We start from the raw sequence: 22,008 nt of genomic DNA, 5'->3' as shown, positions 1-22,008 counted from the left end.
GTTGTCGGTGTGAAATTTGGTTGGGCCATCGTGACCGGTGAACTGGCACGTGGTTCGGTACTGGGCAAAAAAGAGAGAAAGTGTCGGGCATGGGGGCTTTGATCTGGTACGGCACGGCTCTGGGGATCGTGGCAACGCTTGCCATGGATGTTTGGGCGCTCTTCCTTTATGCGGCGCTGAAGCAGAACCGCCCGAACTGGCGCCCGGCTGGCCGCTGGTTCGTTGCGGTATCGCGCGGCCATTTCCTGCATGAAAACATTGGAGCGCTTGAACCACATCGCCAGGAAAACCTGATCGGCTGGACCGGCCATTACGCTGTCGGCATTTTCTACGGCATTGTGTTTGCGGCAATCGTCGGCTTGGACTGGCGCCAGGACCCGACATTTCTGCCGGCGTTTGTCTTTGGCATCATCACCGTCGGCGCTGGCTGGTTCATCATGCAGCCCGGCATGGGCCTCGGTATTGCTGCATCGAAAACACCAAACCCGAACAAGGTCCGTTTCCTCAACCTTGCCGCTCACACGATCTTCGCCCTTGGGCTTTATGGCGCGGGCCTCGCGCTGGCCGGTTGATCGTTCTGCGACCATTGCAAACGGACTTTGTGACGGCGTCCTGTTTCACACATGAGCAAACGGCGATAACCTGCTGCAATGGATATTATTACAACACCGCGGCTTACCTTGCGAAATTTCCAGATCGACGATGCCGCCGATCTTTTAGCCTATCTGTCCGATCCGAAGGTCAGCTGTTTCCTGTCCCTCAAGCTCGATCATATGGATGCGGCAAAGGCAGAAGCGGAAAAACGCAGTGGAAGCGATGACTACATTGCTGTCTGCCTGACAGAGACAGACAGGGTCATCGGTGACCTGTTTGCCATACCGGAAGAAGATACATATTCGGTTGGATGGAACTTCAATCCGGACGTTGGTGGAGCGGGGTTTGCTTCGGAAGCGGCGCGCGCCTTGCTCCAGTTCCTTTTTGCCGTGAAAGATGCACGCAGACTATATGCCTATGTCGAGGACAACAATCTCCCGTCGCAGCGTCTGTGCGAACGTTTGGGGATGCGCCGGGAGGGTGTGTTCAAGGAGTTCATCTCGTTTACAAACGACGACGACGGTAACCCGATCTACGAGAATACGATGCAATACGCGATCCTTCGAAAAGAATGGGAAGCAAACCAAACCAGGTGACCGCCGTGATCCTCGTGATGGCGGCAGTTGATACATTGATGCGCCGATCGGTTTGGCGTCCTCATGCGTAGGACTGGCCTTATGATCAATCAAAATATTCCATAATCTATCTTATCCCGCATTGACCTGTAGCGGGGGTACATTCTATTTCCAAGTGCGACATGCCCTACAGAACTTTCGACAAATTACGGTCTGTGCATCGAGCGGAGGTCGTCGACTACAAGCGGCAGGATGACATGCTGTCGATCGTTGCTGAGATGCAGGCCGGGCGCGAACTTGAGCGTAGCAAAAGCGGCCCATCCCGGACGGGTCAGAAAGATCATATGTTTGGCATTCGGGACGGCAGCATTGGAAACGGTTACCAGAAGCGCGGCCGCAAGCCCGGCCGTCGGACGGATTTCATGAACGATCCGGAAGTCATCGCCAAAAGGCAGAAGGCTTTGGCGCGGATGGCGGCCGCAGAATGACGGAAGCCAGTCTCAAAGCTGAAGCCGATCAGATCGGGGCTGATCGGCAGCGCCGGTGTCGCGTTTCTAACTGGCTGGTCAGCACGCGTCTCTAATCAGATTTGATATGCACCGTAGCGGGGGCAGATTCCATTTAAACGGGACAGGCCTCACCTCCTCATGCGGTAAAAAGAACAGGTGTTTGATGGTGCCGTAGAAAAGCCGTGCTGCGGCAGGCAGATCAGAAAGACTGGCGCGCGTGGATGGATTTGGTTGAATGGCGGTATTGGTGGAGCCTGGCGCGGTGGATACAGCGCTTGCCGTCCATGCGGTTGAAAAAAAGTTCGGGCATGGCGCCCGCGCCGTGATGGCGCTTGATGGGCTTTCGCTTCAAGTTCCGGCCGGCCGTGTCTACGGGCTGCTGGGACCGAACGGCGCGGGTAAAAGTACGCTGCTTCGGATTGTTGCCGGTCTGGTGCGGCCGGACCGCGGTTCGGTGGAGATCTTTGGTGCCCCTGCAAGCGTTGCCAGCCGGCAAAGGCTCGGCATGCTGGTCGAGGCGGCAAGCTTTTATCCATTTCTGACGGCGCGCGAGCATCTGGAGATGTTCGCCCGGCTGTCTGATACGCGCGCCTTCGTTGACCCGGTGCTGCGGCGTGTTGGTATCCTCTCTGCAGCCGACAAGAAAGTGTCCGGCTTTTCTCTGGGCATGAAACAGCGGCTGGGCATCGGCTGCGCCCTGATCGGCAGGCCGGATGCCATTGTGCTCGATGAACCGACGAACGGGCTCGATCCGGACGGTATTCTTGAAATGCGCTCGTTGATCCGCGAACTGGCGGCGCGCGATGGGATCACGGTTTTGTTGTCCAGCCATTTGCTGGATGAAGTGGAGCGTGTCTGTCACAGGGTTGCCATTCTTCGGCGCGGACAGTTGGCGGCAGAGGGAAATGTGGCAGATCTTCTCAATCGTGACGGGCGCTTCTGGCTGCAGGTGGAAGAGACTGACACGCTTCTGGCGCGGCTGGGAGAGCACGCACAGGCCGGCGATGGCGGCATCTATGTGCGCCTTCCCCGCAAGGATGTGCCCGATCTCATCGCATCGCTTGCGGCATCCGGCATCCGCATTCATGAAGCCAAATGGGTGAAGCCGGATCTGGAATCGGTGTTCTTGTCCGAAACGCGGGATCCTTCCGAAACGCGGGACCGCCTATCATGAGAGCCCTGCTATCCGGTGAAATGCTAAAACTCATCCGCCAGCCCGCCATCCTGTTCTGGGGTTATCTGGCGGTGCCGTTCTTTGTGCTGCTGTTCCGGCTTGGGCTGGAAATGCTGGTATTCGTGCGCACGGGGCGCGGCATGGGCGACACGGTTGATATCCTGTCTTCGGCTGCAAAAACGCTGTCGGTGTCCGGCAATGCCGTCGGACATCTGCTTTTTGCCATCGGCATTGCCTGCGTGTTCTTCACCGAATACCGTTATGCGACCTGGCGACATCTGGTGCCGCGCTGTGGCCGCCCTCACCTCTTTGCGGCAAAATTTCTCATCTGCCTGCTGTGCCTTGCAGCCGGCCTTGTTCTGATCGTTTTCGGCGACATGGCGCTGAACCTTGCCGTCTCCGTGTTTTCCGGGCGCGGACTGTCGGGTGTCGTTTTCTCTTTCGAAGGCTGCCGGCTGCTGGTCCTTGCCTTTGCAATTGCGCTTTTTGAACTTGCCGTATTAACGGCGGTGGTCTCGGCGCTGACGATCCTTACCCGGTCGATGATTGCAGCGGTCATCTTTGCCTTCGTGTTGACGCTGACGGTCACGCTGCTGCAGCTTTATCTCGATCTTGCCAACACTGCCGAAATATTGCCGCTTCCCGCCTCCGCGGCATCTGCGCTGCGCGATTGGCTTTTGTTTCACGGCAATGCCGAGGCCGGTCATCTGGGACTTGTCGTGCTTTCCGGCTGGCTTGCCGCCACGTCGGCTCTCGGCCTTGTCGCCTTTTCACGCCAGCAACTCACCTCGGAATAGTGTTACCGCGGAACAGTGCTGGTGCCCGGTGCAGGTGATCTCAAGGAACCGGTGTGCCCGTCACGCCAAACTGGAAATAGGCCCAGGCCGCAGCAAAACCGAGGATGATCACACCTGATGTCAGGGCCTTGCGCAGCCATGGCGGTGTCTGGCGCGGCGGCTTGACCGGTTTCGGTTTCTGGAACTTGATGACGTTGTTCATGGCAGGCCCTGCGCGTGATGTCGAACAGTCTGCCTAGCCGAAATTCACGTCTTCATCCAGTGGCACGAAGCGGGAGAGTGATCCGCCGGAGCGTGCCGGTGGCGTAAAAAGTTGTCCCCGTACGCTTCCCCTCACCCCTCTGCAAACGGCCGGAAACAGGTGTCCCGAACGCAGGTTCCGCTGGTGCATGAAGCCCCCCTTCAAAGCTGGGCTGCGCGACAGACATACCAAATCTGGATTTTTTTATGGACAAAGGCGGTTTTCTCCTATATTTAGAGGCACAAATTCGCCGGGAAGATGCGTCTGCGACATGTGGGCCCCGTCATCTTTCATTCAACGGCATGCGTCCGAGCCTCGGCATTTCTGCCACCGGTCGCCCTGATCAGCATGGAACCTGCGGCGTTCGCGCCGCGTGATTTAAAATCGGAATGAGATGTCCTGGAGGTTTGAAAAAACCATCCGGTGTCGAACCATTCCCAAAAAAGGAGCGTTCCCCTGCTACCGAGCGGGGGGCTTGAACATTCATGGCTATGCCCACTGAAAATGACGTGTCGGTTTCGCCTGACACGCCCAAGATCAGTCTCAAATCCGTCTTCAAGGTTTTTGGCGAGCGTCCGGAAAAGGCGCTCGAACTCTTCAGATCCGGTAAATCGAAAGCCGATGTCCATGCCGAGACGGGAAATTCCATCGGCGTGTCCGATGCCAGTTTCGACATCTACCCCGGCGAAATTTTTGTCATCATGGGCCTCTCCGGCTCGGGGAAATCGACGCTGCTGCGTCTTCTCAATCGTCTGATCGAACCCACTTCAGGGTCCATCGCCATCGACGGGCAGGATATCACCAAAATGTCGCGCAGCGAGCTGATCGCTCTTCGCCGGCGCGATATCAGCATGGTGTTCCAGTCCTTTGCGCTGCTTCCCAACCGCACGGTCTTGAACAATGCCGCCTTCGGCCTTGAGGTCGCAGGCGTTGGAGAAGAGGAACGCAAGGCAAAGGCGCTTGCAGCGCTCGAAGCCGTTGGCCTTTCCGGTTATGCCGATAGCCGCCCGGACCAGCTGTCCGGTGGTATGAAGCAGCGTGTCGGGCTTGCCCGGGCGCTGGCGAGCGAACCGACCGTGCTTTTGATGGACGAGGCGTTTTCCGCTCTCGACCCCCTCATCCGCACAGAAATGCAGGATGAGCTTGTGCGCCTGCAATCCGAGCACAGCCGCACCATCGTCTTCGTCAGCCATGATCTCGACGAGGCCATGCGCATCGGTGACCGCATCTGCATCATGCAGGATGGTGAGGTCATCCAGGTCGGCACGCCGGATGAAATCGTCACGCAGCCGGCCAATGATTATGTCCGCTCGTTCTTCCGCAATGTCGATGTCGCCCAGGTGTTCAAGGCCGGCGACGTGGCGCGCCAGACGCAGGTGACGATCATCGAGCGCCAGGGTGTTTCGGCGGCGGCCGCACTCGAACGCATGAAAAAGTTCGACCGCGACTACGCCATCATCCTTGGCCGCGACAAGACCTATCACGGCATGGTCAGCCGTTCGTCGCTGATCGAAAACGTCAAGGCAAAGGACCCGGATCCCTACCGCCGTGCGTTTCTGGCCGATGTGGAGCCCATTCCATCCGATGAGCCGCTGTCCAACGTGCTCGGCCGTGTGGCCGGCAGCGCCTGGCCCGTGCCGGTGGTGGACGCGCGTCAGCGCTATATCGGCTCCATCAGCAAATCCGCCCTGCTGGAAACGCTTGATCGCGCCAGCTGATCGAACGCCGCGCGCGCCAGGCCCCTAGTCTGGCGTCTGAGCGGTCGCGATGACGAGAGGATAATTCCCCATGAATTTTGAAATCGGTGACGGCGTCGATACGGCCGTCAATTACATACTCGACAATTATTCGCCGGCACTCGACGTGATTGCGTCTGCCATCGGCTTTGTCACGGATGGCATCCTGAACCTGCTGACATCGGCGCCGATGCCGCTTGGCATTGCCATCTTCGTGCTGCTGTCGCTCTGGCGTGTCGGCATCGGCTTTGCCGTGTTTACCGGCCTGTCGCTCTGGCTTGTGCAGCATATGGGCCTCTGGATCCCTACCATGGAAACGCTGGCGCTGGTCATTGCCTCGACCTTCCTTGCCATGCTGCTGGGCCTGCCGCTCGGCATTGCGATGGCGCGGCGCGATGCGATTGCCGCTGGCGTTCGCCCGGTGCTCGACCTCATGCAGACCATGCCGGCCTTCGTCTATCTCATTCCGGCTGCCATGTTTTTCGGCCTTGGCGCGGTTCCGGGCACCATTGCGACCGTCATCTTCGCCATGCCGCCGGTGGTGCGCCTGACCAATCTTGGCATCCGCCAGGTGGATAGCGAATTCATCGAAGCGGGCCAGGCCTTTGGCTGCACCTCCTCGCAGCTGCTGTTCAAGGTGCAACTGCCGAACGCCCTGCCCTCGATCATGGCCGGCATCAACCAGACGATCATGCTGTCTTTGTCCATGGTGGTCATCGCCTCGATGATCGGCGCCGGCGGCATCGGTAACATCGTTCTGACCGGCATCCAGCGTCTGGACGTTGGCACCGGTTTCGAAGGTGGTCTTGCCGTCGTCATCCTCGCCGTCATCCTTGACCGTATCACCCAGTCTCTTGGCCGGGAAAGCGTCGGCTTCCGTCGTTTCCTGTCTCTGAAGCCCGCCAGCCAGCGCAGTGCGGCATCCGCACCAGGCGTTGCCGCCTCCACCGCCGGCTGACCCATGGCGGGGTGTTCCCCGCTAAAATTGCGAACCTTTGAAAAAGGAGCATCTATGTTCAAGACACTCGCCTCTTTCGGCGCAACCATCACTCTTGCCGCAGCCCTTGTCAGCGGCACGGCTACAGCAAGCTTTGCGCAGGATGCAAAGCCGGTGAAGATCGGCTGGGCCGCCTGGTCGGATGCCGAATTCGTCACCAAGCTTGCGGCAAAGCTCATCAAGGACAAGATGGGCCGCGAGGTGGATCTGGTGCAGACCGATGTCGCGCCGCTCTACCAGGGCGTCAGCCGCGGCGATCTCGACGTGATGATGATGGCCTGGCTGCCCCAGACGCATGCCGACTATTATGCCAAGGTGAAGGACAAGGTCGACACGCTGGGCTCCGTCTATGAAGGCGCCAAGCTCGGCTGGGTCGTTCCCACCTACATTCCCGAAAGCGAAATTGCCTCCATCGAAGACCTGAAAAAGCCCGAGGTGCAGAAAAAGCTTAAAAACACCGTGCAGGGCATCGATCCGGGTGCCGGCCTCACCCGCCTGTCGCAGGAAGCGCTGAAGACTTATGGCCTTGACGATTACAAGCTGCAGATCTCCAGCGAAGCGGGCATGCTGACCACGGTCAATCGCGCCGAGCGCTCGAAGGACTGGTTTGTGGCGACGTCGTGGAGCCCGCACTGGATGTTCGGCAAATATGACCTGCGCTACATTGCCGACCCCAAGAAGGCACTCGGCGAAGCGGAACATGTCGATGTGCTCGCCCGCAAGGGGTTCAGGCAAGAAAATGCCGAGGTTGCAGGCTTCCTGTCGCGCATGAAGCTGCCGATTGCAGATCTCGAAAAGGCGATGTTCACGGCGCAGGAGACCTCTTACGACGAGGCGGTTGCGGCCTACATCAAGGACCATCCGGACCAGATCAAGGCATGGGTTGGCAAGGAATAAGCCAGACCTGAAAACCTGCGGGGGGCAGCAGTTCGTCGGCCCCCGCAACCCTTATGACGATCCGGCACCAGGAGGGCCTTCTATGACGGATGCACGCTATGACGGCATGTTCGGCTATGATGGAATGTATGGCACCGACGACACGTTCGGTGGCCGCATTTCGCTCGCGCGCGATGCGCTGGCCTTTTCACTGGAGGACGCGGCGCGCTTGATCGATGTCGATGCGCAAATGCTGCGTCACTGGGAAAATGACCGGTGCGCGCCACCGGCCAATCAGCTGGCGGTGCTTGCCGGTGTTCTGCAGGTCAGCCTGTCCTGGCTGATGACCGGGCGCGGCCATGGCCCTGACTGGGACGACCTGACGGAGGTTCCGCCGCCTGCATCAGGCCGAGCCACCCGGCCGCTGCCGGTCCTGCGATACTGACCTGCTATACTGACCGGCATTGGACCCGGAAATGAAAGACGGCAGCGATCTGGCGATTGCTGCCGTTTTTCTATCTGCGGTCCAGTCAAGGCGGGTTTCGTCATGGAAACGGTTGACGGGAGGCGCCGCGGACGCGATGTGTGCACCCGAAGTGATTCACGTAACGCCTGCTTCGGTGCTGGATGAGGCAAAGACGGGGGCGTGCCGGAACCATGGTTCCCGTGGATTATTTCGTCGTGGCACGGATAGGCCTTCTCTGACGCGTCGTGCCGGCTTTTGGTCGGTACGGCAAGCCAGACGCAAGGCGCAAACGCTATATCCGGGTGGTCAGCCGGGATGAGCCACGGCGCAGAAGGAGCATGACGATGAACGAGACGGAAACCCAGATGGACCTCCAGGACGCCGCCCTTGCGCTTTTTCTCGAAGCCAATGATCCCGACCAGATCACCGATATTCTGGTGGCGGCTCTCGATGATGCGCTGCGGCTGATGTACGAGGATCTCGCCGGCGACACCGTTCACTGACGGCGCGCGGTCTTTCTGTCAATCCGGCGCAGGGTCTTGTCCAAGGATCTATTCGCCGCAAGCTGGAAAGCGAAGCACAACTTTCAGGCCCCGCCCCTCGCGCCCCGTCTGAAGCATCATGCTGCCGCTGAGCAGGCTGGCAATTTCCTCGACGATCGGCAGGCCAAGACCGCTGCCGCGTTCTTCCGGGCCGCTGGCGCGCTCAAACCGTTGCATCACCCGGCCTATGCTGTCGGCGGGAATGCCCGGGCCGTTATCCTCGACCTCCAGTACCAGATGCTGTTCATCAGCCGAAACGCGCACGGTGACCTCGGCGCCCCGGCCGGCATAAAGCAGCGCGTTCGAAATCAGGTTCTTCAGCATTTCGGCCAGCAGCAGCGGTTCACCGCGCATAAAAGCCTGCCCCTCCCCCTCGAAGCCGAGGTCGATATGGGCCTCGGCAGCCGGTGGCACGTGGTCTGCCGTGACGGTGCGGGCAAGCTCGCAGAGATCAAGCCGCACAAGATCCGTCTGCGTGCCCTTCGAGGCCGCATCGATACGCGACATCATCAACAGCTGCGCGAGGATGCGCTCGGCATTGGCAACGGCGGCATCGGCCCGCTCGATGGCGGCGCGTGCGTCGGCGGGATCGGTGGAGCGGGCGGCGAGCGCCAGCTGCGTGCGCACGACGGCGAGCGGCGTGCGCAGCTGATGGCTGGCATTGCCGGTAAAATGCCGCAGCGCCTCCAGCGCCGATTTGAGCCGCACCATGAAGGAATTGACCGTCTCGACAAGCCCCTCGACCTCACTCGGCACCTGTTCGCCGATCGGTTCGAGATCATCGGGGCTGCGGCTCTCGATGGCGCCGCCCAGCCGGTAGAGCGGGCGCAGCGACAGCGAGACGGCAATCCAGACGATGACGGAGGCGCCGGCCATCATCAAAAGCAGGCGGATGGCCGAATGCAAGAGGATCGAGCGGCTGAGCTGGCGACGCGCAATCGTCGTCTCGGCAACCGTCACCGTAAACGGCACGGAGGAAATTCCGGTCGAAGCGGAGCGGGCAAGCGTTGCAACCCGGATCGGTTCGCCCCGAAAGCTTGCATCGTCAAACGCAGTCGATTGACCCTCCCGCCGCGCCAGCGCCGGCAGCGCCTGATAACCGGTGATGAACGTGCCGGGCGGGCCGTCGACGCGGTAGAATACGCGGTCCTGCGCCGCCGATGTCAGCATTTCGAGCGCGACATAGGGGATATCCACCTCCAGCGACCCGTCTTCGGCCACCACCACCCGTTCGGCAATGGCAAGCGCCGACCCGGCGAGCACCCGGTCGGACACGTCGTTTGCGGTCTGGCGCGCTTCCCGCCAGGTATCGATCAGCGCCAGCGAACCGAGCACGGCGGTTGCCGCCAGAAGCCAGGCAAGCAGCCGGCCGCGCAGCGAACGCGGGATGCCCTTCATCACGGTGCTGCCACCAGATCGAGATAATAGCCGATGCCGCGCGCGGTCTTGACGGTCAGCCCATGCGTCTGCAGCCGGCGCCGGAGACGCGACACATATTGCTCGATGGCGTTGGAGGACAGGTCATCATCGAAGCCGGTGAGTGAGCCGATGATCGATTCCTTCGAGACGACCTTTCCGGCCCGCAAGAACAGAAGCTCCAGCAGCGCCACTTCGCGCGCCGGCAGATCGAGCGGCCGGCCGGAGACGGAAAAGCTGCGTGAGGTCAAATCGAGGACAAGGCCGCCGAACTCCACCCGTGAGGAGCGAAGACCTGCCTGTCGGCGCAGCAGAACCCGGATGCGCGCCTCAAGCTCGGAAATGTCGAAAGGCTTGGTGAGATAATCGTCGGCGCCGAGATCAAGACCCCTCACCCGCTCCTCCGGCGTGCCGCGCGCGGTCAGGATCATCACGGCCGCCTGGTTCTGGCGCGCCCGGATCGAGCGCAGCACGTCGAGCCCGTCCATTTCCGGCAGGTTGAGATCGAGGATGATCAGGTCGAACTTTTCCGCCGTTGCCACTGCTTCGGCAGACAGGCCATCCGACACGACATCCACGGCATAACCACTGCCGCGCAAAATAGCCGACAGGCCCTCGGCAAGCGTGCCATTATCCTCCACCAGCAGAATGCGCACCCAAACTCCCCCTCGTCACGGTAAAGACTAGAGGCGAAAGCTTCAGCTGTCACTTGCCTTTGCGTCGGCAGAGTGCTGCAAGCCGCCGGTGGCAAGGGTTATCCCCATGCGTCGGCGTTGCCTTAGCCCCTTTCGCTTCACCTTGTCTCGGCCGCAGCGGTCATGCATCATGGATGTCATGGAAATTCGTCTTCTCACCCTTTGCATCGGCCTTAGCCTTGCAGCGGCCGCCCATGCGGAGGTCACCTCCTTTGCCGCCCGTTCGGGTCGTGCGGATGCACCGGTTCTCGTGGTCTATTCGTCGCTCGACCAGCCGATTGCCCGGCCGATGATCGAGGCATTCCAGAAGGCCAATGTCGATATCGCCGTGCGTTACGAGGACATGCTGACCGGTGAGATCCATGATCGCATCGTGCGCGAAACTGACGAGGGCGGAAAAACGGCCGATTTTGCCTTTTCCTCCGCCATGGACCTGCAGGTAAAGCTTGCCAATGACGGATACGCCCAGCCGAGCCGGCTGCCGATGAGCGCCCGCTGGCCCGATTGGGCAAACTGGCGCGATACCGCCTATGCGCTGACCTTCGAGCCCGCCGTCTTCGTCTATCACAAGCCGAGTTTCACTGACCGCCCACCGCCCTCCACGCGGGCTGAATTCGTGGCCTATCTGAAGGCCGAGGGCGATGCGGTCTTCGGGCGGATCGGCACCTATGATATCGAACGCTCCGGCGTCGGCTTCCTGTTCATGTCCCGCGACCAGGAGCAATTCGACGACATCTGGTCGGTGGTGAACGCCATGGGAGAAGCCGGCGTCAAACTCTACTCCACCAGTCAGGCAATTCTCGAACGGGTGGCGGACGGACGATTCGTGCTCGGCTACAACATCCTCGGCTCCTATGCCGCCGACTGGGCCTCGAACCATCCGGAGGTCGGCATCGTGCTGCCGAAGGATTATACGGTTGTCATGTCGCGCATCGGTCTGGTGCCACAGGCAGCCGCCTCGCCGGATCTCGGACGTCGATTCCTTGAATTTTTCATGTCGAAGGAAGGCCAGACGATCCTCACGCAGCAGTTGCAGATCCCCGCCGTAAGCCCTGATGTTGCTATTGGAAATACCGCCACCACCATGCGCGAAATGCTCGGTGGCCAGTTGAAGCCTGTGCCGGTCAGCCCTGGCCTCATGGTCTATCTCGATCAGGTCAAGCGTGCCCGGCTGATTGCCCGCTGGAACGAGGTTTTGCGGCTGCAATAGAGCTGAATTGCGGCCAAATCGGTTACCTGTCGGCGGGTGTCAGCTAAATGTCAGCATAATGTGGTCGCTTGTCTTCATTCGGGCCGTGGAGGCGTCCCGGACTGCGTGGGAGGGGGATCCGCGCCCGAGACGTTTTTCGCCGGGTGCACCAGATTGTCGTCTTCCTTCCAGCTTGGCTGAAATCAGAGCGTCACAGCGACGCCATTGGAGGATCGACCCTTGAAACACATCATTCTCGCATCCCTGCTTGCTGGCGCCATGGCGCTTCCGGCCTATGCCACGGATTACACGCTGATGGCACCGGCAGCACCGGGCGGTGGCTGGGACCAGACGGCCCGCTCGCTTCAGACCGCGCTGCAGCAGGAAGGCATTTCCAAGAACGTGCAGGTCATCAACGTGCCCGGCGCCGGCGGCACGATTGGCCTTGCCCAGTTCGCCAGCCAGCAGAAGGGTAAGGCGAATGCCCTGATCGTGGGCGGCTACGTGATGGTGGGCGCCATCCTCACCAACAAGGCCCCGGTCACGCTCAAGGATGTGACCCCGATTGCACGCCTCACCGGCGAAAATGAAGCCATCGTGGTTCCGGCCTCTTCGCCGCTGAAGTCGGTTGCCGATCTCGTGGCAGCGCTCAAGAAGGATCCGGGTTCGGTGTCCTGGGGTGGCGGTTCGGCCGGCGGTGTCGACCATATCGCAGCCGGCCTGATTGCCAAGGCTGCCGGCGTCGATCCGACGAAGATCAACTATATCGCGTTTTCCGGCGGCGGCGAAGCGCTGGCCGCTATCCTCGGTTCGCAGGTCACGGTCGGAATTTCCGGTTATGGCGAATTCGAATCGCAGATCAAGTCGGGCACGCTGCGCCTGCTCGCCACCTCCGGCGACACGCGCATCCCCGGCACCGAAGCGCCGACGCTGAAGGAAGCCGGTCTTGATGTGTCCGTGCAGAACTGGCGCATGGTGGCGGCCGCTCCGGGCCTTACGGCCGAGCAGAAGGCAGCCGTCACGGCCGATATCCAGAAGCTCGTCACCTCCAAGACCTGGCAGGAAACGCTGAAGACGAAGGGCTGGCAGGATACCTACCTTTCCGGCGCTGCTTTCGAAGCGCAGCTCGCCAAGGATATTTCCGCCACTGAAACCATCCTGAAGGACATCGGACTGGTCAAATGAACCAAGGACCTTTGAACAAGGCCGGAGAGCGTCGCCCCGATTGGGCGGCGCTTGTCATTGCTGCCGTACTGGTCGCAATTTCCGGCGTCATCTTTTTCGACGCGGCCCGCCTTCGCGAAGTCAGCGGCTATTCGCCGGTCGGTCCGGGCACCGTTCCGATGGCGATTGCCGTTGTGCTGCTGCTGCTGGCCGTCTGGACCGTGATCGCAGCCTTCCGCGGCGATTTTCCCGAGCGCGAAAAGCAGGAAGTCCAGCCGGTTGCCTGGGTCATCGGTGGCCTTGCGGCCCAGATGTTGCTGTTGAACACGGCAGGCTTCTCTATTGCGACAGGTGTGCTGTTTGCCGCAACGGCTGCCGGCTTCGGCAAGCGCAAGGTGTGGATTTCGCTGCCGGTCGGCATCGTTCTCTGTCTTGTCGTCTGGCTGATCTTTGCCGGTCTTCTCCAGCTCTCCCTGCCCGCCGGGCCGCTTGAGCGCCTCTTCCAGTGAAAGCCACGTCATGAGCACGTTTGAATTCCTGCTGCAGGGCCTGGTGATTGCCGCGCAGCCGATGAACCTCTTCTACGCCCTGATCGGCGTGACGCTCGGCACGGCCGTCGGCGTGCTGCCCGGCATCGGGCCGGCGCTCACGGTGGCGCTGCTTCTGCCCGTCACCTACCAGCTGGACCCCGCCGGCTCGCTCATCATGTTTGCCGGTATTTATTACGGCGGCATGTATGGCGGATCGACCACGTCCATTCTGCTCAATACGCCCGGCGAAAGTGCCTCGATCGTCACCGCGCTCGAGGGCAACAAGATGGCACGTGCGGGACGCGGTGGACCGGCACTGGCGACGGCGGCCATCGGCTCGTTCGTGGCAGGCCTGCTCGCCACGATCGGACTTGCCTTTATTGCCCCCTTCATCGTCAAGCTGGCGCTGGTGTTTGGCCCGCGCGAATATTTCGCGCTGATGGTGCTCGCCTTCGTCACCGTGTCCTCGGCCTTCGGTGATTCGACGCTTCGCGGCCTCACGGCCCTCTTTATCGGCCTTGCTTTGTCGACCATCGGCATTGACCAGCTGACTGGCCAGACCCGGCTTGCCTTCGGCGTGCCGGATCTTCTCGATGGCATCGAGGTGACGACGCTGGCCGTTGCGATGTTTGCCATCGGCGAAACGCTGTTTATTGCAGCGCAGGGCGTCAAGGGGCCCGACAAGGTGGAAGCGGTCAAGGGGTCCGTCTGGATGAACCGTGCTGACTGGGCGCGGTCCTGGAGGCCGTGGCTGCGCGGCACCGTCATCGGTTTCCCGATCGGTGCCATGCCGGCCGGCGGCGCTGAAATCGGCACTTTCCTGTCCTATGCCGCCGAAAAGCGCCTGTCCAAACATCCGGAAGAGTTCGGCCACGGCGCCATCGAAGGCGTTGCCGGTCCGGAAGCTGCCAACAATGCGTCTGCTGCAGGCACGCTGGTGCCACTGCTGACGCTTGGTCTTCCGACGACGGCGACCGCTGCCATCATGCTGGCCGGCTTCCAGCAATACGGCCTGCAGCCCGGTCCGCTGTTGTTTGCCACCAATCCGCAGCTCGTCTGGGGCCTCATCGCCTCGCTGCTGATTGCCAACTTCATGCTGCTGGTGCTGAACCTGCCGCTGATCGGCCTTTGGGTGCGGTTGCTCACCATCCCGAAGCCGTGGCTTTATGCTGGCATCCTCTTGTTTGCGACGCTTGGAACGATTGGCGCCAACCCGTCGGTCTTCGAGCTTGGCATGCTGCTCGCCTTCGGCATTCTCGGTTACGTCATGCGCGTCTTCGGTTATCCGATTGCGCCTGTCGTGGTGGGCCTTATCCTGGGGCCGCTTGCCGAACAGCAGCTGCGCCGGGCGCTCGCCATCAGCCAGGGGGATTTCTCGGTTCTCTTCACCTCGCCGATTGCTGCCGGCCTGCTGATCGTTGCCGCTCTCGCGCTGATCGTGCCGCTGATCCTTCGGGCACGCGGTCGCGGCGAGGTTCTGTCCCAGATGGCGGCAAACGAAGACTGACCTGCCGTTTGCCAAAGACCCTGCCCCTTGATCCCGCCGCCCGAAAGGCCGGCGGGATTGCTTTTTTGAAGCCTGGGAACCAAAGCCGCGCCATCCCGTTTACCGGCGTTCTTTCAGGTGATGATGATGGCCCTGCTGACTAACGCTTCCAAAACTCTCGCGCTTTTATCGTCGCCTGTTCGGGCGCACCACCACGTCGCGTGCGCTGCATGAGCGGACGCAAGCGCCTCTTCACCTATGGCACGATGATTTTTGGCGTCGGCCTTGCCGGTTATCTCGTCTATATCGGGCTCAGCCAGTTCACCTGGACGCAGATCATGGAATCGGTCCGCGCCATTCCCATGTCGAACTTCCTGTTGGCGCTTCTCTACTGCGCCGGCTCATATCTCTGCCTCACCGGGTTCGACTGGACGGGCGTGCGGTATGTGAAGAACGATCTGGCCTATCCAAAAATTGCGCTCGCCTCCTTTGTCGCCCTGGGGCTGGGGCAGAGTATTGGCCTTGCCGGCCTCAGCAGCGGCGCCATCCGTTATCGGTATTATGCCCATTGGGGCATGTCGACAGAGGATGTGGCAAAGATCGTGCTGATGTCGGGCATGACGGTCGGCCTTGGCCTTCTCGTTCTCTCCGGCATCGTGATGGTGCTGAACCCGTCGGATGCGGCGGCGCTTCTGCGCGTCTCCCCCACCATTGCCATGCTGATTGGCGGCCTCTGCTTCGTCATTGCCCTCGTCTATGTCGTGCTTGCCGCCTTCCTGCGCGCGCCGCTCAAGATCCGCAAATGGACCTTTGTGATGCCGACGGTTCGCATTGCCATTCTGCAGATCTTGATCGGCACGGTGAATTTCGCCCTCGTCTCGGCCTGCCTGATGGAACTGATGCAGGCGACCGAAAATGTCAGTTACCTCAAGGCTGCGACCGCCTATGTGCTGGCCAATATCGCCATTCTCATCACCCATGCGCCGGGCGGGCTTGGCGTGCTGGAGGTGACGGTGAAGCACGTGATGGGAGATCAGGCGTCAATCGGCGCGCTGGTGGCCTTCCGGGTGATCTATTTCTTTATTCCCTTTGCCATTGCGCTTCCCGTTTCGCTGGTGGGTGAGGCCGTGTTCCGCGCCCGCAAAAAACACGAGGGCAGCGCGGAAAAGCAAAACCACTCGCCGGACCCTGCCCTGCGCGCGCCCTCGGCCTGACGGGTGCGGCCAGGAAAGCCCCGCGCCTTCCTCCCTCCGCTCCCATCTGCGTATCGGGCCGAGTGCCTTCCCTCAAAAGCGGTCCCGCGACTTCAGTTGGCGGTAGCGGCGGCCTTTCCTGCGCATTGAGCACGATGCACGCATTTCTTTTACCAATGCGGACCTTCATTTCCTGTGCGCTTTGTTCTAGAGACAGTCCTTCGAACCCGCTGGCGCGCTGCCTGTGGCTGCCCCGTTTTCAAGGTAATGTCGATCGATGCTTGATACCCTCAGAAACTACTCCCGCTCCTGGGTCTCGAAACTGCTTCTTCTGCTTCTCGTGGGCTCCTTCGCGATCTGGGGTGTCTCTGCATCGCTCGTGGGACCGAGCAGCAATGCCGTGATGACCGTGGGGGACCAGGAAGTATCGCCGGCCGAATTCCGCCTCGCCTATCAGCGCCAGTTGAGTTCGCTCAGCCGCCAGTTCGGCACGCAGCTGACAACGGAACAGGCGCGCGCCTTTGGCGTCGACCGTCAGGCCTTCGCCCAGCTTTCGGCAGGTGCTGCCCTTGACCAGCTGTCTGAGGACATGCGGCTTGGTCTTTCCGAGGATCGTCTGGCAAACCTGATCGCCGAAGACCCCGCCTTCCGCGGCAATGACGGCCGGTTTGACCGCACCCTTTTCAGCACGCGCCTGCGCAATGCCGGACTTCGCGAAGACGACTATATCAAGGAGCGCAGCAAGGTTGCTGTGCGCAGCCAGATTGTCGATGCGATCTCCGATGGTTTCCAGGCACCGAAGGTACTGGTGGACGCGCTGAAGCAATATCGCAACGAAGCGCGCGACGTCGATTACCTGCTTCTGTCATTCGCCAATATCGATCCGGTCAAGGCACCCGCCGAAGACGTGCTTGCGACATGGTTCGATGCGGCCAAAAGCCGTTACCGCGCACCGGAACTTCGCCGCTTTGCCTATGTGACGCTGCAGCCGAGCGATGTGGCAGACCCGACGGGCGTGACCGACGAGCAGGTGCGCGCCGAATACGACCGCCGCAAGGACAGCTACAAGACGCCGGAAACCCGCACCATCGAGCAGCTGGCCTTTCCGAGCAAGGAAATGGCGGTTGCCGCTTTGGCGCAGATGAAGGAACGCCAGCTGGATTTCAGTGCGCTGGTGACCGATCAGGGCAAGACCCTGGCCGACGTGATGCTGGGTGATTTCACCAAGGACCAGTTGCCGGACCAGAAGATTGCCGACGCGGCCTTCGCGCTTGGCCCGCAAGGTGGTGTTACGCCGGTCGTTGAGGGGGCATTTGGCCCGGTCGTGCTGCGCGTGACGAATGTGCGTCCGGAAACGGTGAAATCCTTCGATGAGGTGAAGGACGAGATCCGCAACAACCTGTCGCTTGCCGCCGCCGCCCAGAACGTTCAGGCCGTGCATGATCGTTTCGAGGATCTTCGCGGTTCCGGCTCCTCGCTGGAGGAAGCCGCAGCGCAGCTGAAGCTGAAGGCGGTCACCGTCACGGCCGACCGCGGCGGCAACGATGGCAATGGCGCCGGCGTTCCCCTGCCCAAGAGCGAAAGCCTGCTGACGGATGTCTTCCGCAGCGATGTCGGCGCCGAGACCCTGCCCTCCAACCTTGGCAATGACGGTTATGTCTGGTTTGACGTGCGCGAAGTCATCCCCGAGCGCGACCGCACGCTTTCGGAAGTGCATGACAAGGTCGTGGCCGACTGGACGACCGAGCAGCAGCGCAATGCGCTGGCCGCGCGCGCCGAAGAGCTGCGCAACCGCCTTGACGGCGGTGACACGCTTGCCGCCGTCGCCGGCGAGCTTGGCCTTGCCGTCGAAACCAAGACCGGTCTTCGCCGCCAGGGCAATGATGCGATCTTCGGTGGCGAAGCCATCACGGCTGCCTTCTCTGGCCCCGTCAACACCAATGCCACCGGCCCTGCCGCCGATGGTGAAAGCCGTCTTCTGATGCATGTCACCGCCGTCAATCAGCCGCCGGCCGATGCGCTGTCGGGCGAGGAACAGCAGCTGCAGCAGATTGCACGCGCCGCCGGCGACGACATGCTGGACCAGATGGTGACCGAGCTGCAGACCACCTATGGTGTGCAGATCAACCAGGCACTGGCCGATCAGGCGATGGTGCGCTGAGGGCTTAAACAGGACTGAACATATCGCATCTGGCCTGGCGAAACCGGTTGCGGGTTTCGGGGCCATTGCGCCGGGGAGAGCCAGAGGATGCCCGAACTGAAACCCTTCATTGCCAAGGTGGCAAACGGCCAGGCGCTGTCCCGCGATGAAGCCCGTCTCGCCTTCGACATCCTGATGTCGGGCGAAGCAACGCCATCGCAGATCGGCGGTTTCCTGATGGCACTGCGCGTGCGCGGTGAAACCGTCGAGGAAATCTCCGGCGCGGTGTCCACCATGCGCGCAAAAATGCTGCCGGTGAAAACCTCGGCCGCCGTGATGGATATCGTGGGAACCGGCGGCGACGGACTTGGCACCTACAATATTTCGACACTCGCAGCGCTCATCGTCGCAAGCTGCGGCGTGGCCGTTGGCAAGCATGGAAATCGGGCGCTCAGTTCCAAATCGGGCACTGCCGATGCACTGACAGCACTTGGCGTGAAGCTCGATATTACGCCGGACCTGATCGCGCGCTGCATCGATCAGGCCGGCATCGGCTTCATGTTCGCGCAGGTGCACCACGCGGCCATGCGCCATGTCGGCCCAAGCCGCGTCGAGCTTGGCACGCGCACCATCTTCAACTTGCTTGGCCCCCTGTCCAATCCGGCCGGTGCCCGCAAACAGCTGCTTGGCGTTTTTTCGCCGCGCTGGGTGCAGCCGATTGCCGAAGTGATGCGGGATCTGGGGTCGGAGACGGTCTGGGTCGTGCACGGCGATGGCATGGACGAAATCACCACCACCGGCGTCACGCAGGTCAGCGCGCTTGAAAATGGCACGATCCGCAGCTTCGAGCTGACGCCGGAAGATTTTGGTGTCGCCCGCGCAAGCATCGACGACCTGAAGGGTGGCGATGGCGAGGCCAATGCGAAAGCCTTGAGGGCGGTGCTGTCGGGCGCCCAAAATGCCTATCGCGACATTGCGCTTTGCAATGCCGCCGCGTCGCTGGTGATTGCCGGAAAGGCAGGCGATCTGCGTGAGGGCATGGCGATTGCAGCGCAAGCGCTGGACAGCGGGCGAACGGCCCAGGTGCTCGATGCGCTTGTCGCCGTCTCCAACGAACCTATGTGAGGTTTTATGAGCGATATTCTGAGAAAAATCGAAGCCTACAAGCGCGATGAAATCGCTGCTGCCAAGGCTCGCGTGCCGCTTGCCGAGTTGAAGGCAATGGCAGCGGACCAGTCCTTGCCGCGTGGGTTCTACAAGGCGCTGAAGGCGCGCCAGGAGGCCGGCACGTTCGGCCTGATTGCCGAAATCAAGAAGGCAAGCCCGTCGAAAGGTCTGATCCGTCCGGACTTCGATCCGCCGGCGCTCGCCGCGGCCTATGAAGCAGGCGGTGCGGCCTGTCTCTCCGTGCTCACCGATGGCCCGAGCTTTCAGGGTGCGCCGGAGTTTCTGACCGCTGCTCGCGCGGCCTGCGCGCTGCCGGCGCTGCGCAAGGATTTCATGTTCGACACGTATCAGGTGCATGAAGCCCGCGCCTGGGGCGGCGATTGCATTTTGCTGATCATGGCGTCGCTCTCGGATGACGAGGCACGCCCGCTGGAAGACGAGGCCCTGTCGCTGGGCATGGATGTTCTGATCGAAGTGCATGACGCCCCGGAAATGGAGCGCGCGCTGAAACTGTCCTCGCCGCTTGTCGGTATCAACAATCGCAACCTGCGCACCTTCGAGGTCAGCCTGTCCGTCAGCGAGGCGCTGGCTGCCATGGTGCCGGCGGATCGGCTCCTGGTCGGCGAAAGCGGCATCTTCACCCACGCCGATTGCAAGCGTCTGGAGAAAGCCGGCATTACCACCTTCCTCGTCGGCGAAAGCCTGATGCGGCAGGACGATGTGACGGCGGCCACCCGCACGCTCCTCTCCGGCACGCCCGCAGCCGAGGCTGCGGAATGAGCGAGGACGCGCCGCGCCTCACCCATCTCGGCGCCTCCGGCGAGGCGCATATGGTTGACGTCAGCGACAAGGCCGAGACTGTCCGCGTGGCCGTGGCACACGGTTTTGTGCGCATGTTGCCGCAAACGCTTGGCCTCATTCTCGATGGCAATGCCAAGAAGGGTGACGTGATCGGCACGGCGCGGCTCGCCGGCATCATGGCCGCCAAGCAGACGGCAAACCTCATTCCGCTCTGCCATCCGCTGATGCTGACCAAGGTGACGGTGGATATTGTGGAAGACCACGATCTGCCGGGCCTTCGGGTTGAGGCAACCGCCAAGCTCACCGGCAAGACCGGTGTCGAGATGGAGGCGCTGACGGCCGTTTCCATCGCCTGCCTCACCATCTATGACATGGCGAAAGCCGCCGACAAGGGCATGCAGATCGGCGGCATCGCGCTTGTCGAAAAGAGCGGCGGCAAATCCGGCGACTGGCGCCGGCCGGATGAGGCAAGCTGATGAATGCAAGCCTGCTGCCGGTCTCCGAGGCTCTCACGCGCCTGCTGTCGCGCGCAAGACCGGTCGATTCGTCTGAGCAGGTCCCCCTGCGTGAGGCTGCGGGCCGTGTTCTCTCAGCCGATATCGCAGCCCGCCTCACCCAGCCACCCTTTCATTCCTCCGCCATGGATGGTTATGCGCTACGGGCCGGCGATGCCCCCGTCATCGGCTCGGAACTGACGGTCATCGGCGAATCGGCCGCGGGCCACGGTTTTTCCGGGTCTGTCGGCAAGGGCGAGGCAGTGCGTATCTTTACCGGCGCGCCCGTGCCGGAGGGCGCCGATACGGTGCTGATCCAGGAGGATGCGGAAAAACGCGATGGCAACCGTATCCGTACGACATTTGCGGTGACGAAGGGCCGCCACATCCGCCCGCGTGGACAGGATTTTGCCGAAGGCGACGTGGTGCTCGCGAGCGGAACACGGCTCGACCCGGCGCGTCTCACCGTGGCAGCCGCCATGAACCATCCGGCACTTTCCGTCTATCGCCGCCCGCGCATTGCCATCATTGCCACCGGCGACGAACTGGTATCACCGGGCGCCGTGCCTCAGCCATCGCAGATCATCGCCTCCAATACATTTGGCATTTCCGCTCTGGTCGAGGCGGCCGGCGGCGAGGTTCTGGATCTCGGTATCGTGGCGGATCGTTCCGACCTGATCGAGGCGGCCATTGGCAAGGCGGTCGATGAAGGCGCCGATGTGCTGGTGACGCTGGGCGGCGCCTCCGTCGGCGATCATGATCTGGTGCAGAAGAGCTTGAAGGCGCAAGGCATGGAACTGGATTTCTGGCGCATCGCCATGCGGCCGGGCAAACCGCTGATGGTAGGCTCGCTCGGCGCCATGCAGGTGCTCGGCCTGCCCGGAAACCCGGTCGCAAGCCTGGTCTGCGGCCTGCTTTTCCTCGAACCGCTGGTCGCAAAACTTGCCCATCGCGGCACCGAAAGCCGCGCTCGCGATGCCTTTGCCGCAGTACCGCTTGGCCAGAACGACCACCGGCAGGACTATCTTCGTGCAACGCTTGCGCGCGATCATGACGGGCGCCTGATGGCAACGCCGTTTGCCAAGCAGGATTCCTCGATGATGAGGATTTTTGCCGATTCGGATTGCCTGATCGTGCGCCCGCCGCATGCGCCCGAACTGCCGGCCGGCGCCCCCTGCCCGATCCTGCTGCTGCGTCGGTTCTGACTTTTCACCAAAGATGATCCG

Annotated in this window: 22 protein-coding genes and 1 pseudogene; 20 read left to right on the top strand and 3 right to left on the bottom strand. The window is 61.6% G+C overall.

Features of this window, described 5'->3' with window-relative positions:
* The first annotated feature begins 89 nt into the window (after positions 1-89).
* The 5 genes and pseudogenes from AC4CWF_RS10135 (at position 90) to AC4CWF_RS10115 (ending at position 3,649) form a co-directional block, all read left to right on the top strand.
* Positions 90-572, top strand: coding sequence for a DUF2938 domain-containing protein (locus AC4CWF_RS10135; protein ID WP_491281565.1), 483 nt, complete (start codon positions 90-92; stop codon positions 570-572).
* A gap of 78 nt (positions 573-650) precedes the next feature.
* The gene (locus AC4CWF_RS10130) at positions 651-1,190 is read left to right on the top strand and encodes a GNAT family N-acetyltransferase (protein WP_491281564.1); all 540 of its coding nucleotides are present in this window, start codon (positions 651-653) and stop codon (positions 1,188-1,190) included.
* A 161-nt stretch (positions 1,191-1,351) separates the two neighbouring features.
* Positions 1,352-1,657, top strand: a pseudogene (locus AC4CWF_RS10125) (ISNCY family transposase); the annotation flags it as partial.
* Positions 1,658-1,913: 256 nt separating this feature from the next.
* Entirely contained in the window at positions 1,914-2,852 is a 939-nt protein-coding gene (locus tag AC4CWF_RS10120) for an ABC transporter ATP-binding protein (RefSeq protein WP_491281563.1), read from the top strand.
* Positions 2,849-3,649 (top strand): ABC transporter permease, encoded by an 801-nt coding sequence (locus AC4CWF_RS10115; RefSeq protein ID WP_491281562.1) that lies wholly within the window; start codon positions 2,849-2,851, stop codon positions 3,647-3,649. The genes AC4CWF_RS10120 and AC4CWF_RS10115 overlap by 4 nt, the downstream gene beginning before the upstream one ends.
* Positions 3,650-3,689: 40 nt before the next feature.
* Here AC4CWF_RS10115 and AC4CWF_RS10110 read toward each other — a convergent pair whose 3' ends face one another.
* Entirely contained in the window at positions 3,690-3,851 is a 162-nt protein-coding gene (locus AC4CWF_RS10110; RefSeq protein WP_491281561.1) for a hypothetical protein, read from the bottom strand.
* A gap of 524 nt (positions 3,852-4,375) precedes the next feature.
* Between AC4CWF_RS10110 and proV the strand changes: the two genes are divergently transcribed.
* From proV to AC4CWF_RS10085, 5 genes are all read left to right on the top strand, one after another.
* Entirely contained in the window at positions 4,376-5,608 is a 1,233-nt protein-coding gene (proV, locus tag AC4CWF_RS10105; protein ID WP_491281560.1) for a glycine betaine/L-proline ABC transporter ATP-binding protein ProV, read from the top strand.
* Between the two features lie 70 nt (positions 5,609-5,678).
* On the top strand, positions 5,679-6,584 hold the full coding sequence (locus AC4CWF_RS10100) for an ABC transporter permease (RefSeq protein WP_491281559.1): 906 nt from the start codon (positions 5,679-5,681) through the stop codon (positions 6,582-6,584).
* A 54-nt stretch (positions 6,585-6,638) separates the two neighbouring features.
* The gene (locus AC4CWF_RS10095; protein WP_491281558.1) at positions 6,639-7,520 is read left to right on the top strand and encodes a glycine betaine ABC transporter substrate-binding protein; all 882 of its coding nucleotides are present in this window, start codon (positions 6,639-6,641) and stop codon (positions 7,518-7,520) included.
* Positions 7,521-7,602: 82 nt separating this feature from the next.
* Complete coding sequence (locus tag AC4CWF_RS10090; protein WP_491281557.1) at positions 7,603-7,944, top strand: helix-turn-helix domain-containing protein; 342 nt, start codon at positions 7,603-7,605, stop codon at positions 7,942-7,944.
* A gap of 365 nt (positions 7,945-8,309) precedes the next feature.
* Positions 8,310-8,468 carry a hypothetical protein gene (locus AC4CWF_RS10085; protein WP_491281556.1) on the top strand — a complete coding sequence of 53 codons (159 nt, stop codon included), beginning with the start codon at positions 8,310-8,312 and terminating at the stop codon, positions 8,466-8,468.
* A gap of 48 nt (positions 8,469-8,516) precedes the next feature.
* Here the strand turns inward: AC4CWF_RS10085 and AC4CWF_RS10080 are convergent, their stop codons facing one another.
* Together AC4CWF_RS10080 and AC4CWF_RS10075 are read right to left on the bottom strand one after the other, a co-directional pair.
* Positions 8,517-9,905, bottom strand: coding sequence for a sensor histidine kinase (locus tag AC4CWF_RS10080; RefSeq protein WP_491285340.1), 1,389 nt, complete (start codon positions 9,903-9,905; stop codon positions 8,517-8,519).
* Positions 9,905-10,579: a response regulator transcription factor gene (locus AC4CWF_RS10075; RefSeq protein WP_491281555.1), complete on the bottom strand. Its 675-nt coding sequence runs from the start codon at positions 10,577-10,579 to the stop codon at positions 9,905-9,907. Before AC4CWF_RS10075 ends, AC4CWF_RS10080 begins: the two co-directional genes overlap by 1 nt.
* A 178-nt stretch (positions 10,580-10,757) precedes the next feature.
* Between AC4CWF_RS10075 and AC4CWF_RS10070 the strand changes: the two genes are divergently transcribed.
* From AC4CWF_RS10070 to AC4CWF_RS10025, 10 genes are all read left to right on the top strand, one after another.
* On the top strand, positions 10,758-11,828 hold the full coding sequence (locus AC4CWF_RS10070; protein ID WP_491281554.1) for an ABC transporter substrate-binding protein: 1,071 nt from the start codon (positions 10,758-10,760) through the stop codon (positions 11,826-11,828).
* A gap of 219 nt (positions 11,829-12,047) precedes the next feature.
* Entirely contained in the window at positions 12,048-12,992 is a 945-nt protein-coding gene (locus tag AC4CWF_RS10065) for a Bug family tripartite tricarboxylate transporter substrate binding protein (RefSeq protein WP_491281553.1), read from the top strand.
* On the top strand, positions 12,989-13,480 hold the full coding sequence (locus tag AC4CWF_RS10060; protein WP_491281552.1) for a tripartite tricarboxylate transporter TctB family protein: 492 nt from the start codon (positions 12,989-12,991) through the stop codon (positions 13,478-13,480). The genes AC4CWF_RS10065 and AC4CWF_RS10060 overlap by 4 nt, the downstream gene beginning before the upstream one ends.
* A gap of 10 nt (positions 13,481-13,490) precedes the next feature.
* Positions 13,491-15,008, top strand: a complete 1,518-nt coding sequence (locus tag AC4CWF_RS10055; RefSeq protein WP_491281551.1) for a tripartite tricarboxylate transporter permease — start codon at positions 13,491-13,493, stop codon at positions 15,006-15,008.
* 209 nt (positions 15,009-15,217) lie between these two features.
* A complete protein-coding gene (locus AC4CWF_RS10050; RefSeq protein WP_491281550.1) occupies positions 15,218-16,201 on the top strand; it encodes a lysylphosphatidylglycerol synthase transmembrane domain-containing protein in 984 nt (327 codons plus the stop codon).
* 256 nt (positions 16,202-16,457) lie between these two features.
* A complete protein-coding gene (locus tag AC4CWF_RS10045) occupies positions 16,458-18,341 on the top strand; it encodes a peptidylprolyl isomerase (protein WP_491281549.1) in 1,884 nt (627 codons plus the stop codon).
* Between the two features lie 87 nt (positions 18,342-18,428).
* On the top strand, positions 18,429-19,445 hold the full coding sequence (gene trpD, locus AC4CWF_RS10040; RefSeq protein WP_491281548.1) for an anthranilate phosphoribosyltransferase: 1,017 nt from the start codon (positions 18,429-18,431) through the stop codon (positions 19,443-19,445).
* A gap of 6 nt (positions 19,446-19,451) precedes the next feature.
* The gene (gene trpC, locus AC4CWF_RS10035; protein WP_491281547.1) at positions 19,452-20,267 is read left to right on the top strand and encodes an indole-3-glycerol phosphate synthase TrpC; all 816 of its coding nucleotides are present in this window, start codon (positions 19,452-19,454) and stop codon (positions 20,265-20,267) included.
* Positions 20,264-20,764, top strand: a complete 501-nt coding sequence (gene moaC, locus AC4CWF_RS10030) for a cyclic pyranopterin monophosphate synthase MoaC (RefSeq protein WP_491281546.1) — start codon at positions 20,264-20,266, stop codon at positions 20,762-20,764. Before trpC ends, moaC begins: the two co-directional genes overlap by 4 nt.
* Positions 20,764-21,987, top strand: a complete 1,224-nt coding sequence (locus AC4CWF_RS10025) for a molybdopterin molybdotransferase MoeA (RefSeq protein WP_491281545.1) — start codon at positions 20,764-20,766, stop codon at positions 21,985-21,987. The genes moaC and AC4CWF_RS10025 overlap by 1 nt, the downstream gene beginning before the upstream one ends.
* Positions 21,988-22,008: the final 21 nt, after the last annotated feature.

The sequence above is a fragment of the Neorhizobium sp. PAMB6630 genome (genome assembly GCF_058242775.1).
Note: the sequence above shows the minus strand (reverse complement) of the source record. Positions and strands in the feature narration are given on the sequence as shown.